Origin of the sequence: Tritonibacter multivorans (assembly GCF_001458415.1) — a bacterium.
GTDB classification, from domain to species: Bacteria; Pseudomonadota; Alphaproteobacteria; order Rhodobacterales; family Rhodobacteraceae; genus Epibacterium; species Epibacterium multivorans.
On sequence record NZ_CYSD01000039.1, the window covers coordinates 1 to 13,550 of the forward strand.

Annotated in this window: 10 protein-coding genes; 8 read left to right on the forward strand and 2 right to left on the reverse strand. The window is 57.9% G+C overall.

Features of this window, described 5'->3' with window-relative positions:
- Window positions 1-356 (forward strand): primase-like DNA-binding domain-containing protein (locus TRM7557_RS13510; RefSeq protein WP_268873721.1); only part of this gene is annotated, 356 nt, incomplete at its 5' end.
- A 995-nt stretch (window positions 357-1,351) separates the two neighbouring features.
- On the opposite strand, the gene TRM7557_RS13515 is transcribed toward TRM7557_RS13510, so the two are convergent.
- On the reverse strand, window positions 1,352-1,822 hold the full coding sequence (locus tag TRM7557_RS13515; RefSeq protein WP_058290759.1) for a MarR family winged helix-turn-helix transcriptional regulator: 471 nt from the start codon (window positions 1,820-1,822) through the stop codon (window positions 1,352-1,354).
- 113 nt (window positions 1,823-1,935) lie between these two features.
- On the opposite strand from TRM7557_RS13515, the gene dctP reads away from it, so the two are divergent.
- The 4 genes from dctP (at window position 1,936) to TRM7557_RS13535 (ending at window position 7,132) form a co-directional block, all read left to right on the forward strand.
- Window positions 1,936-2,925 (forward strand): TRAP transporter substrate-binding protein DctP, encoded by a 990-nt coding sequence (gene dctP / locus TRM7557_RS13520; protein ID WP_058290760.1) that lies wholly within the window; start codon window positions 1,936-1,938, stop codon window positions 2,923-2,925.
- A gap of 74 nt (window positions 2,926-2,999) precedes the next feature.
- Window positions 3,000-3,515, forward strand: a complete 516-nt coding sequence (locus tag TRM7557_RS13525) for a TRAP transporter small permease (RefSeq protein WP_058290761.1) — start codon at window positions 3,000-3,002, stop codon at window positions 3,513-3,515.
- Between the two features lie 3 nt (window positions 3,516-3,518).
- On the forward strand, window positions 3,519-4,790 hold the full coding sequence (locus TRM7557_RS13530) for a TRAP transporter large permease (RefSeq protein ID WP_058290762.1): 1,272 nt from the start codon (window positions 3,519-3,521) through the stop codon (window positions 4,788-4,790).
- A 455-nt stretch (window positions 4,791-5,245) separates the two neighbouring features.
- On the forward strand, window positions 5,246-7,132 hold the full coding sequence (locus TRM7557_RS13535) for a Hint domain-containing protein (protein WP_058290763.1): 1,887 nt from the start codon (window positions 5,246-5,248) through the stop codon (window positions 7,130-7,132).
- 115 nt (window positions 7,133-7,247) lie between these two features.
- On the opposite strand, the gene TRM7557_RS13540 is transcribed toward TRM7557_RS13535, so the two are convergent.
- Window positions 7,248-8,009 carry an IclR family transcriptional regulator gene (locus TRM7557_RS13540; protein WP_058290764.1) on the reverse strand — a complete coding sequence of 254 codons (762 nt, stop codon included), beginning with the start codon at window positions 8,007-8,009 and terminating at the stop codon, window positions 7,248-7,250.
- A 106-nt stretch (window positions 8,010-8,115) separates the two neighbouring features.
- On the opposite strand from TRM7557_RS13540, the gene TRM7557_RS13545 reads away from it, so the two are divergent.
- From TRM7557_RS13545 to TRM7557_RS13555, 3 genes are all read left to right on the forward strand, one after another.
- Window positions 8,116-9,717, forward strand: coding sequence for a GMC family oxidoreductase (locus TRM7557_RS13545; RefSeq protein ID WP_058290765.1), 1,602 nt, complete (start codon window positions 8,116-8,118; stop codon window positions 9,715-9,717).
- Between the two features lie 129 nt (window positions 9,718-9,846).
- Entirely contained in the window at window positions 9,847-10,941 is a 1,095-nt protein-coding gene (locus TRM7557_RS13550; protein ID WP_058290766.1) for a TRAP transporter substrate-binding protein, read from the forward strand.
- Window positions 10,942-11,073: 132 nt separating this feature from the next.
- Window positions 11,074-13,548, forward strand: a complete 2,475-nt coding sequence (locus tag TRM7557_RS13555) for a TRAP transporter large permease subunit (RefSeq protein WP_058290767.1) — start codon at window positions 11,074-11,076, stop codon at window positions 13,546-13,548.
- Window positions 13,549-13,550: the final 2 nt, after the last annotated feature.

Below are 13,550 nucleotides of genomic sequence, written 5' to 3' on the forward strand. Positions count from 1 at the left end.
GGCGTAAGCTGATGGCTGAACTGCCGGGTATTTTGAATTGGGCTGTAAAGGGTTGCATGGAGTGGCAGAAGCAGGGCTTGAACCCACCCAAGATCGTACTGGACCAAGTCGCGGCCTATAAGACCAGCATGGACAGCGTGAGCCAGTTCGTTGATCAGGAATGCGAGATCGACACGGACGCTAAGTTCGGGGCCTCCAAGCTGTACGAGGAGTACCGTGGCTGGTGCCAGGCCATGGGTAACAAGCCGCAGTCGACGACTTCCTTCAAACGGTCGTTGGAGAAGTTGCCTGGCGTCTACCAGAACCGGGCCTCTAGCGGGATGCAATGGCACGGCATCCGGCCCGCCTTGGGCTGAAGATGTAGGCAGTGCAGGCAGTGTAGCCGAAATCCTAAAGTCTCTCTGGGTTTTGCTCTGGGGGACTTTTTCGGCAGGTCTACACTGCCTACACCCTCTACACTTTCTCTCATCACGAGAAGAGTGTATCCCACTCCCTCGCTGAAGTGCGGTCGCATAGCCAAGCCGGAAAACGCTGGCATCAACCGATCTCCACGCGGGTCATGACACGTGCATGCGACTGCGACCCACTGACTCTCCGGCAGTCGTCAACGCCGCACGCAGCGAGACCAAGCACCCGAGGTCACCAGCCAACACAGAGCTGAGCTATGTTGACGAGTTGAAAACCCCAATCTCGGGGCGGGGCCATATACGGTATCCCTAGGGGGTGGGGTGGCACCTGCCCCGGGGGATCGCCAATCTCCGTGATCGACGCGGCAAGCCGTTACGCCCGGGCCGTTGTACATACCGTTGTACAATCTGCGCCTGTTGACCGCGACAGCACAGGGCTGCTAGGCCTTGTTTTGCTGATGCAAGCTGCTGAGACGGTGCCTGCAACGGGAATGCAACCAAATCGCAGCCCCGATCAAACACGTCCTCAAACCGTGTGGGGGCACCATATTATCGTCCGAATATGCTACGATACGTCTCTTAATATCCTTATTTCTATTGAGAATTTCGGATGTGGTGTCCGAAGTTGTCCGACGGCATCCTGCTGAATATCCGCCCGATCGGGGTAGGGCTCGGGCTGCGGGCAAGGTCGTTGTAATGAGGTGCCCTCGGATTGCTGTTCTAAGCGATGCCAAAGTCCGTGCATTGAAACCGAAGGACAGACCCTACCAACAAACCGCGAGACATATCCTGCGTAAGCAGAGCTCACGCACATGCGCTATATCCCGAAGCGATTCAGTGCCTGAGCCCAAAGTGCGACGTGCCGTTCCGGACTTTTCGTGGATTCTTCAGGATGCGTGATGTGGTGTGCGGGGCTGGTGGGATTGGGCTGGATGCACCTGTGGTTAGGCGCTGGAAGCTGTTTTCGCCAATCTGTCCAGTTCAGACTGATAACTTCGCAACTCTTCGAGCAGGCCTTCGCCAGGGGCGCCTTTTGCTTTGATCTGTGCATTGAGACCATCAAGAACCGGCTGCGCTTTTTCAACAAGGGTTTCGCCTTGCTCTGTACATCGAACCAGCTTGACTTTGGAGTTGTCGGGGTTTCGCGATCGCTTGATGTGCCCGGCTTTCTCGAGCCGCGCGAGGCCGTTGCTGACATGGGGTTTCTGGAGCCCGCATTCATCGCAGATGTCCTGAGCACGGCAAGATTGCAGCCCAACCACAGCCCGCAAGATGCGCCAGTCCTGCCAATTCAACCCGGTTTGATCGTATACGATCTGGGAATAGAGCAGCATCAGCTTGTGAGAAAGGGAGTGAATGGCGGCAATCAAACCTTCGCCGGCCATTGGTTCTTGAATGTCATCCTGGGTCGCCATTCCCGACAATCTCTCCATGATTTACATATGTAATTGACAATTATGCTGCCGAATTGCAAGCCTGTTGGGCAAGACAAAAGTGCGAACAGCACGAAAACGCAAGGGAGGAGCGCATGCGTAGCATGTTGAAAGCGGCTTTGGCCGCGACAATGGTCATTGCGGCACCGGTGGTGGCGCAGGCTGAATCGGTTATTCGTGTCACATTGCAATTGCCAGAAACCCATTCGCTCGGGCAAAACTGGAACGCATTCAAGGACATCGTTGAAGCCAAATCAGGTGGCGCGTTGACAGTTCAGCTGTTTCCATCGGCGCAGCTTTTCAAGGACAAAGAGGTGCCAAGTGCCGTGGGATCTGGCGCGGTCGAGGCGGGTTCGGCGTTTCTTGGGCGTTTCACGGGCGCGGTTCCGGCCGTTGACGTGGTGAATCTGCCGTTCTTTTTCCGTGACGAAGCCCATTTGCGCGCCGCGGTGGCAACCGGATCCCCGATGCGCAACATTTTGGATGCTGCCGTGCTCAAGGAAACAGGGGCTAAAGTCCTGTGGTGGCAAGCCTTTGGCCGCAATGTTTACCTGTCCAATGGTACAGCGATCCGCACCCCGGCGGACCTGAACAATCAAAAAGTGCGGACCTATGGCAAGGTTCTTGGCTGGACGGTTGAGGCGCTTGGTGGCGCACCGACCCTGATGTCCGGTTCCAAACAGTTTCTTGCCTATCAGCAGGGCGCTGTGGATGTGGGCATGACGGGGGCCTCTGCCGTGAAATCCCGCAAGCTGCATGAAGTCATGGATCATATGACCCTGTCTTATGACAGCGCCATCGAATTCGTGGCCGTCATGAACAACGACTTCTTCGAGGGGCTTTCGCCTGAAAATCAGCAGATCGTGCTGGAGGCCGCCGCTGAAGTTGAACAGCAACTGCGCGACGCGATCTATGCGGAAGAAGACGCCATCATTGAAGAGATGCGCAGTACAATGACAGTTGTTGAATTGACCGAAGCAGAGCGTCAGCAGTGGGTTGATGCAACCGCCAGCGTCTCGCAGCGGTTCGTCGATGATGCAGGCGACACAGCCGCGCAAGTGGTTTCTGCCGTCTCTGGCATGTGACCCTTTCAAATCATCTATTGGCAACCGGGGTGTGAAAGCCCGGTTGCTTCTTTCTCTTAGGATACGTCTCTCTCATGCAAGCGCTGACCAATCTGGTTGACGGTCTCTCTGAATTCTTTGGCATCCTCGCGGGTTGGATGTTCTTTGCCGTCGGCATCTTCGTGGCTTACGAGGTTTTTATGCGCTATGCGCTCACCAGTCCGACGGTTTGGGTCGACGAGATCGCACGGATCTTTCAGGTCTGGGGCACCTTCGCCGCAACCGCCTATGTGCTGAAGCACCGCCAGCACATCATCATTGATCTGACCTTTCGCGATGTGCATTCGCTGCAACGTCGGATTGTCGAAACATTTTCCCTGCTGGTGATCGCCGTCTTTGGCTGTGTAGCTGCAAAATATGGCTGGGACATCTGGCTGAAGTCGACGCTCGCCGGACATACAACGGACAGCTATCTTGCTGTGCCCAAGACCTTTACCCAGTCGGCGATCTGGGTCGGGTTTGGTCTGCTGGCCCTGCAGGCTTTTGTCGAAATCTACAAGGTGTGGACGGGGCAGGCAAACCTGCAACGCTCTGAACTGGGGAGCCACTAATTCATGGAATCCATTCTGATTATCGGTGCGCTGCTCGGCCTGTTGCTGCTGCGCGTGCCCGTTGCCTTTGCAATGGGGGCTTTGGGTGTGGTGCTGCTGTGGCTCAAGGGGTTTCCCCTGATTGCGGTGCCGCAGCGTCTGTTTGGGACGATGGACAGCTTTGAGCTGCTGGCTGTGCCCTTGTTCCTGTTGATGTCCAACGTCCTGCTGAAAGGCGGCGTGGGGCGGGACCTTTTTGCAAGTGTTCAGGCCTGGGTGGGCCATTGGCCGGGGGGCTTGGGCGTTGCGACGATCAAAAGCTGCACGCTGTTTTCCGCGATCTCAGGATCCTCCGTGGCCACGGCTGCCACCATCGGAACGGTAGCCATCCCCGAGATGGAAAAACGCGGTTACGACCGCCCGTTCATTATGGGGCAACTCGCCGCCGGGGGGACGCTTGGCATCCTGATCCCGCCGTCCATTCCGCTGATCATCTATGGCGTGATAACCGAGACCTCGATCCCAACCCTGTTCCTGGCCGGGATCGGTCCGGGGCTGTTCCTGGCCACGCTCTTTATCATCTATGCGATGTATTATTCGCGTGGGAAGGACAGCCTGAAGGTCGAACGCCTGCCGATGAACCAACGTCTGCTGGTGACGCTTTATGCCCTTCCGACCGTTGTTCTGGCGATCGCAATCATTGGGTCAATCTACGCGGGCATCGCGACGCCATCGGAAAGCGCAGGCGTCGGGTTTGTCATTGCGATGATCATGACCTTTGCCATGGGGCGGATGAATTTCACCAAGCTGCGCGATGCGGTGCATGACTCCCTTAAGACCACCGCGATGATTTTCATCATCGTTGCCGGGGCCAAGGTCTTTTCCTATGCCATCACCCTGTATTTGATCCCGCAGTCTATCAGCAGCTTCCTGACGGAGAATATCTCTGACCCGACCCTGTTCATTTTTGCCGTAGGGCTTGTGCTGCTGATCATCGGCTTCTTCCTCGAAGCGCTTTCGATGATGCTGATCATGGTCCCCGTGCTGTTCCCGGCATTGCAGGTGATGGGGATTGATCCGATCTGGTTTGGGATTTTCTTTGTGGTGCTGATCGAAACGGCGCTTATCACGCCGCCGGTGGGGTTGAACCTGTTTGTGATCCAAGCGGTTGGCAAGGCGCGTTTGGAAGAGGTGATTAAAGGTGCGATCCCCTTCGCGCTTATTATGCTGTCGACGGCGGTTCTGCTGTGGTTCTGGCAGGATCTCGCGCTGTACATTCCCTACAAGCTGTTCTGAGATCAACAAATGGGAGGGGTATCCAGTGTCTTTGGCGCCTGGGCCCCTCCCATTTTCTTTTTGCGCGACCACGACCCGGCCCTGTGACTGGTGAAGGCTAATCCCGCTTGTCCCGGCGCAGACTGGCGGGGGCGCTTGTTTCTGAAAGCCACTGGCCTTGAGCCCAATGCCCCGGCTGTTCCATTGCAGGCGCAAGCGGTGCGTCGCGTGATTTGTGCGTTGAGGTTCTGGCCGAGTCACCCTTTTGGGGGATTTGCTAGGCGTTGTTGCGCCATTGGAATTTGTGGCCTTTGCAAGCTGTGATTGTCGCATTTCCAAGGAAGGTCTCGCCTTTAGATTACCAAAAGTGACCAAATTCCCTGAGCTTTCACCCTTTTGTGCGCCCAGCTTCGTGCGTAATTTGCGAACACTTTGTTAAGTTAGGTTAAAATGTTTCGGATCTGGGGAGTGTGGGAATGTCGACTGTAAACGGCACCGGTGGCGATGATGTATTTGCCGGAACCAATGATCCAGATACGCTGAACGGTCTGGGCGGAAATGACAGAATATCCGGTGAGGGTGGCAACGACTCCGTTACAGGTGGCAGCGGCAATGACACCCTGTTCGGCGATGCCGGTGACGGAACCGCGCTGGGGGTAGATGCGTCGCCGCTGACGCTGGATATCGACAATCTGGTTTCAGACAGCTCTAGCGGCAACAACAACGCCCAGGTCGGTGACATTGCTGTCTATTCCAATGTGGCAACGCTGGAGGATGGCACGCCGATTTCCGCGCGCCTTGTGCTGACCGATGTGTCCGACAATGACCTGACGGTGGATCTGTCTGGCGGGGCAGGGTTTGAAATCCTGCTCAATGGGGATTTCGACAGCAACGATGTGGGCGCAACGGCGAGCTTCCGGCTCGAGTTTTTTGACCCGGTCACGGGAGAAAACATTGCGCTCAATTCCACCGCAACCTGGAACGATCTGGATCGCAACCGCCCGGGCGATCAGGAGTCTGTCACCATTGACTCCGGCAGCTTCAACTCTTTTGCCACCGCAGCGGATACGTCCCTGAGTGTCAGCACCTCTGGCGGGCAGGTTACCGCAGCCGGGACCGAAGCCAACAACCCCAGCGATCAGGATGCCTGGTTCTCTGCTGATTTTGAGAACCGTGAGTTTATTGAATTCACGCTGGAGACTCGCAGTACCCAGTCTGGCTTTTCGCTGTCGGGCGATCTGATTGATGACCCCGATGTGACGCCCTTTGTCGAAGGCAATGATACGATTGACGGTGGCTCGGGCAATGATGAGATCTTTGGTCAGGGGGGTAATGACAGTCTGTTGGGCCAGTCCGGGGATGACACCCTTGAAGGCGGCGCGGGCAATGACACGCTGAAGGGTGGCGCGGATGATGATGTGCTGGATGCCGGCGATGGCACCGATAACCTGCGGGGTGGCAGCGGCAATGACACGCTTTTTGGCGGCGGCGACAACGACAATTTGATCGGGGGTGACGATCAGGATGTTATCATTATCAACCAGCTCGGCTCCAGCGGGGTGAATAACACCACAGTTGATGGCAGCGCGGGCGGGATCGATTTCGACACGCTGGATATTACGCCGCTACTGGACGAAGGCTGGTCCGTAACCAACGTCGTGAAGAACCCGGAGAACAACGGAGAACCCGGCTTCAATGGTCAGATCCAGCTCCAGTGGGGCAGCGAGAACGCCAATATCAACTTCTCGGATATTGAAAAGCTGATCCTCTGCTTTACGCCCGGAACGCGTATCGCGACCCCTTTTGGCGCGCGTCTGGTGGAGCACCTGCGCCCCGGTGACAAGGTGCAGACCCGCGACAATGGCATTCAGGAAATCCGCTGGGCGGGGCGGCGGGATCTTGATGTGGTGGATCTGACCAAGACGCCAAACTTTCAGCCGGTGCTGATCCGTCAGGGGGCGCTTGGCGATGGGATGCCCGATCGCGACGTGCTGGTCAGCCCGAACCACCGGATGCTGATCGCCAATGATCTGGCCGAGGTCCTGTTCGGAGAGCCCGAGGTTCTGGTGGCGGCGAAATTCCTCACCGGTCTTTCCGGGGTTTCGCAAATCCGCGCCAATGCGGTGAGCTATATTCACCTGATGTTTGATCGCCATGAGGTGCTCTGGGCGGATGCGGTCTGGTCTGAAAGCTTCCAGCCGGGGGATTATTCCCTGCGCGGCGTTGGCGACAGCAGCCGAGAAGAGATCTTTGGGCTCTTTCCCGAGCTTGCCACTCCAAAGGGGCTGGCGGATTACCAATCGGCCCGACTTTCGTTGAAAGCGCATGAGGCACGGCTGCTGCTCGCTGAAGGTTTCAATTAACCGGCGACAGCTCAGTCCGCACCCTGCGTGCCAAATGCCCCAGATCAGAGTGCCGGTGATTTTGCTTTTTTGTTGCCGAGTGCCGGGTCATGCCGGACCAAGGTCCATGCCTGCGTTATTCAAACAGGGCCGCGCTGAGTTTTTCGGCTGCGGAGAGCAAAATGTCTTTACGCTCTATCGCTTCGGTCAGGGACACGCGCTGGGATGGGCCGTGGTAGGCGAGGCTGGCGATGTAGCGGCCGTGGGGGTCCAGAACGGGCACCGCAATTGCCACCATGCCTTCCAGGAATTCTTCCCGGTCCACGGAATAGCCCTGCTTGCGGATCTTGGTCAACTCCGCCAGCAGATCCTCCGGGGTCACGATGGTGAAAGGGGTTTTCCTGTCCAAAGTGAGCGAGGCAACAAGGGTGTCGCGTTTCTTGGGGGCAAGGCTGGCGAGAAAGGTTTTGCCGCTTGCGGTGCAGTGAAACGGCACGCTTGTCCCAATCGGCAGCTGGATGCGAAACGGCCAGTCGGTTTCGACCCGGTCGAGGTAATGCATCCCAGCGTTGCCGGGGGCGGCGTAGTTCACGGTTTCGCCAACCCGGTCTGACACTTGCCGCAGAATTTGGTGGCGCGCCACGTGATCGCGGGAGTTGTACAGCAGGCCAGACCCCAGTTCCCGCAGGCGCCGGGCGACCTGGTATTTCTTGGCATTGCCGGGACGGGTCAGAAAGCCGCTTTCTTCAAGGGTCACGCACAGTCTGTGGACCGTCTGCTTTGGGAGACCAAGCTGTTCATTGATCTGGGTCGCCGTCATCGGCTGCTCACTTCTGCCCAGAATTTCCAGGATCAGAAGCGTGCGCAGATTGGTCGGAATGCGTTCAGAATCCTGCAAAGACGCCTCTTCGAAAAAAAATGGTGCATTTTCAGGGAATCAATGTACCCTCTATTTTCAATAAAAACGAGACCAAAAGTCTCATTTTTTGATATTTAGGGGAGCCATGGAGTTCGACTTCATCGTAGTAGGAGCTGGATCTGCTGGATGTGCGTTGGCAAATCGCATTAGCGCAGACGCGCGCTATACGGTTGCCTTGGTCGAAGCGGGGCCTGCAGACCGCAACCCCTGGATCCATGTGCCCATTGGCTATTTCCGCACGATGGGGAACCCGAAAACCGACTGGCAATACCGAACCGAGCAGGATGCGGGCATCGCGGGGCGGGCCATCGCCTGGCCCCGCGGGCGGGTCTTGGGCGGCTCCAGTTCGATCAACGGTCTTTTGTATGTGCGTGGGCAGCCGCAGGATTATGATCACTGGGCGCAGCTTGGGTGCACGGGCTGGGGCTGGGACAGCGTGCTGCCGCTGTTTAAACGCTCCGAGACGTGGCACGGGGCGCATGACGGCGACCTGCGTGGGACGGATGGGCCGTTGTCGGTGCAGGACAGTCGCCTGACCCGCGAGATCGTGGACACCTGGATCGACGCGGCCGAGGCGGCGGGGTACAAGCGGACCCCGGACTACAATGGCGAGGATCAGGAAGGGGTCGGATATTTCCAGCTGACCATGAAGAAAGGGCGCCGGTGTTCGTCCGCCGTCGCTTATCTTAATCCGATCAAACACCGCCAGAACCTGACCATCATCACCAATGCCCAAACCGAAAAGGTTCTGATCGAAGAGGGCTGCGCGACGGGCATTCGGGTCAACCGTGGTGGCACAATGGAGACGCTTCATGCGCGCAGGGAAGTGATCCTGAGTGCGGGCGCCATCGGGTCGCCGCAGATCCTAATGCTGTCCGGGATCGGCGACCTGGACGCGCTGAAACCGCATGGGATTGAGGTGCTGTCAGCCGTGCCGGGTGTCGGGAAAAACCTGCAAGACCACCTGCAGGCGCGCCCCGTGTACAAAACGAACCTCAGCACCATCAATACAGAGGCCAACAACATCTTCAAAAAGGGTGTTATGGCGCTGCAATACGCCCTGACACAGCGGGGGCCGATGACGATGGCCGCCAGTCTGGGCACCGGTTTTCTGAAAACCGAACCGCATCTGGAGACACCTGACATCCAGTTCCACATTCAGCCGTGGAGCGCGGATAAACCTGCGGATGGGCCGCATAGGTTTTCGGCCTTTACCGCCTCTGTGCTGCAGCTGCGCCCCGAAAGCGCGGGGCATATTTCGCTGAACTCTGCCAATATGAACGACCATCCGGCCATACATCCGAATTATCTGGCCACGGATCTGGATTGCCGTACTCTTGTCAAAGGCATCCAGATCGCGCGCAGAATTGCGCAGACGGATCCTTTGAGATCGCATGTCACGGAAGAACATGCGCCGGGTTCAGAGATTGCCTTTGATGATGAGCAGGGCACGTTGGACTGGGCGCGCCGGACCGCGGTGACGATCTATCACCCCACCGGAACCTGCAAGATGGGGATCGATGCGATGGCGGTGGTGGACCCGCAGCTGCGGGTCAGAGGCGTCGACAGGCTGCGCGTGGCCGATGCATCGATCATGCCGCAAATCGTCAGCGGCAATACAAATGCACCCTGCATTATGATCGGGGAAAAAGCCGCCGATCTTGTGTTGGAGGACGCAAGATCATGACAGGCGGATCGGGTTTCAGTCGCGGCGACGCGTCGGAGAACCGATCCCAACACATTCGGGGAGATGCCTTCGGCCTCGTGAAAAACAAAAAGGGAATATGGAAGGCGCGATCTCTAGGGAGGAGAAACAATGTCTAAACTGAAACACATAGCGGTTGGCGCCGCGGCTGTGGCCTTTATGGCGACCTCCGCAATGGCGGAAAAAGTGCTGCGGATTCAGTCGGTGTTGCCCAACACCGCTGACGAAGTTCACATGTTGAACGAATTCGGCAAGGATGTGGCCGCGCTGACCGGCGGATCGTTGACCATCGAAGTGCTGCCCGCAGGGGCGGTTGTTGGTCCGCGCGACATTATGGACGCGGTTGATGCGGGCCTTGTGGAAGGCGGCTTTGCCTGGACGCACTACTGGGGCGGCAAACATGTTGCGGCCAACCTGTTTGGCGCGCCGGTGGCGGGGGCTGGCGTGGGCCTCGACAATATCGCGTTCCTCAGCTGGTTCCAGTATGGCGGCGGCAAGGAGCTCTATGACCGCCTGTGGGAGGAGATGGGCGTCAACGTCAAAGGTTTCATGCTGCAACCCGTAGGCCCCGAGGCGCTGGGCTGGTTCCCAAAACCGATCGAGTCCATGGATGACTTCCGTCAGATGCGGTTCCGTGCACCGCCGGGCATGGTGGGGGCTGCCTATGCAGATATCGGCGTGCCTGCGGTCGCCATGGGCGGCGGTGACATCCTGCCTGCGCTCGAAAAAGGCACGATTGATGCCGCCGAATGGTGCTGCCCCAAGCCGGATTCGGTCTTTGGGTTCCAGAAGGTGCTGAAGCACTACTATCTGCAGGGTCTGCATCAGGTCACCGTGAACGCGGACATGTATGTGAACCGCGATTTCTATGACAGCCTGAACGAACAGGAACAAATGGCGCTGGAAGTTGCGGCAAACGCATCTCTTAGCAAATCCCTGTCCTATCGTATCTACGAGAATGGCAAGGCGCTGAAGGATCTGACCGAAAACCACGGTGTGATCCTTGAGGATACCCCGCAGGATTACTTTACCGAGTATATGGCCGCGGCCAAAAATGCGCTGCAGGCTGCTGCGGATGAAAACGCGTTCTTTGCCGAAGTCTGGCAGTCCCAGAAAGACTTTGCCGATATTGCGGTGCCCTTCTGGGCCGGGGCGCAGACCTCGAATGCGGGTCTTGGCCGCGCGCATGCAGCAACCCTGAAATAACGCGACACCAGTGCGGGGCCCGTTCGGGCGCCGCACGTCCTTTTCGAGAATTGGGAGCAGGGTCTTGCCCTGACACTCCTACGGGAAAGTGCACCCTCAAACGGGCACGCAGGCGACAAGGGAGACAGGGGTATGGCCGCAGATGAGGTGAACCCAGACGATCTGGAGATTGCCGACGAGCTGATCGCGGAACGGCGCAGCGAAGCGCCGGGAGAGACACCCGAGGACATGACCAGCTGGCAGCGCCCGATCACGGCTGTCATTGATACGGTCAACTATCGCGCGGGCCAGATCATCGCCCTGATGATGGTGCCGTTGATTGCGGTGGTCGTCTACGAAGTCTTTATGCGCAACTCTTTTGCGATCCTGCAGGACGCAGGGTTCGAGGATTTTGCCCGCGCGCTGGGCCTTGGGCCGACGCTGTGGGTCTATGACACCAGCCGCATGATCGCGGGCATGCTGTTTATGGCGGCGGCGGGTTATGGGTTGATGCGCGGCGTGCATATCCGGGCGGATTTTCTGTATCGCAACTGGACGGAAAAGACCCAAGCGACGGTGGATGCCACGCTGTATCTTCTGTTCTTTATGCCCTCAATGGCGCTGTTTACGGTGGTTGCCTCGCAATTCTGGTGGCTGGCGTTCACGACCGGGGAAACCATGGCGCTGGACAGTGCCTGGCAGCCGATCCTGTGGCCTGCGCGGATTGCCATGCCGATCGGCGGCTTCCTGTTGTTTCTGCAGGGTATTCCTGAAACCTTCCGTGCTTTTCACAAGATGGGCAATGCGCGCGAGCGGGTCTTTCTGCGGCTGTTGCCGATCTATGTTGTCGTCTTCGTTTGGCTGATGTTGGCCATCTTTGTCCCTGATGTGGTGCCGGGGGGCGAATGGTTTACCGAAGTGATGAAGGCCCGTCCGGGCCTGTCCAAACCCACCATCGGTCTGATCATGCTGGCCACGATGTTGTTTGTGATCTTCATCGGCTTCCCGATCTCGTTCACGCTGATCTTCCTTGGGTTTGTCTTTGGCATCTGGGGGGCGAATTTCAAACTGACCACGCTGCTGATGACGCTCAACACCAATTCGACCATGTTGAACGATCAGCTGATGGCGGTGCCGCTGTTCGTGTTGATGGGGATCGTGATGGAAGCGGCGGGGCTGATGGAGCGTCTGTTTGCCTCGATCCAGATGATCATGGCCCGCGTGCGCGGGGCGCTGTTTATTGCGGTGCTGATCGTCTCGACCATCTTTGCCGCCGCAACCGGCATTGTGGGCGCGTCCGTGACTCTGCTGGGCATTATGGCGGGCGCCACCATGAGCCGCTCTGGCTATAACGTGCAATTGGCCGCGGGCACGATCACCGCTGGGGGGACGCTGGGCATTCTGATCCCACCGTCGATCATGCTGATCGTGATGGGGCCTGTGCTTGAAGTCTCTACTCTGGATCTGTTTCGCGGCGCGTTTATTCCCGGCGCGCTCTTGGCGTCGCTTTACCTGCTTTACACATTGGGGCGGTGCTGGCTGAACCCAGCGCTTGGGCCGGTTCTGGCAGAGGAAGACCAGCCTGTCACATCGCGTTTCTATGGCGCAGAAGTGGCGCTGATCTGTCTGGGCATTTTGACACTCTGCCGTGTGTTTGGCCTCAGCCTTGGGGGCAGCCTGAGCGGTTTTGTGCCCTTTGGCGGGTTGCTCCTGCTGGTGGCGACCCTGCTGGTGGCGCATCGCGCTTACCGCAGCCTGACGGTGCTGCGGATTGTTCTGCCAATTGCGGTTTTGTTCCATATTGCGATGGTTTTCGCCCATATTGGCGCGGAGGGCAGCCTGCCGATCGGGTCGATCATCTTTGCCGGTTTCATTGTGCTTCTGGCTGTTTTGGCCCGCCCGATCTACGGACGGGACGCGCAGGAGGGGTTCTATTTCTCGCAGCTGTGGGACGAGTTTTTCGCCGGTTTGATGCCGCCCACGATCCTGATTTCCTTTGCGCTCGGCTCCATCCTGCTGGGGCTGGCCACACCGGCTGAGGCAGCGGCGATGGGGGCGTTTGGCGCGATCCTTCTGTCCCTCGCCTACCGCAAGTTCACCGTGCCAAGTTTCTTTGACAGCCTTGTCAAAGCCTTGGAGATCACTGTTCTGATCATGTTCCTTGTTGCGGCCTCCAACTTTTTCGGCGCGCAGTTCTCATCACTTGGCACGCCCAAGATGATGACAGAGATCCTGCTTGGCCTCGATCTGTCGCCCTATCTGGTGCTGCTGTTGGTGATGGCGCTGATCTTCCTGCTGGGCTGGCCCTTGGAATGGGTGCCGATTGTGCTGATCGTGGTGCCGATCCTGCTGCCCACGGTCGAGCAGCTCGATATCTACGGGTTGGAGCGTTACGACCTGATGGTGTGGTTCGGCATCTTGGTTGCGGTGAACCTTCAGACCGCCTGGCTGTCGCCGCCGGTCGCGCTCTCTGCATATTTCCTGAAAGGCGTGGTGCCCAACTGGGACCTCAAGGACATTTACCTCGGGATGATGCAGTTCATGTTGGTGCAGCTGTTTGGCCTTGTGCTGCTGTTCCTTTTTCCACGGCTCGTGCTTTGGCTGCCGGCCGTTATGTCAGGAAACTAAGC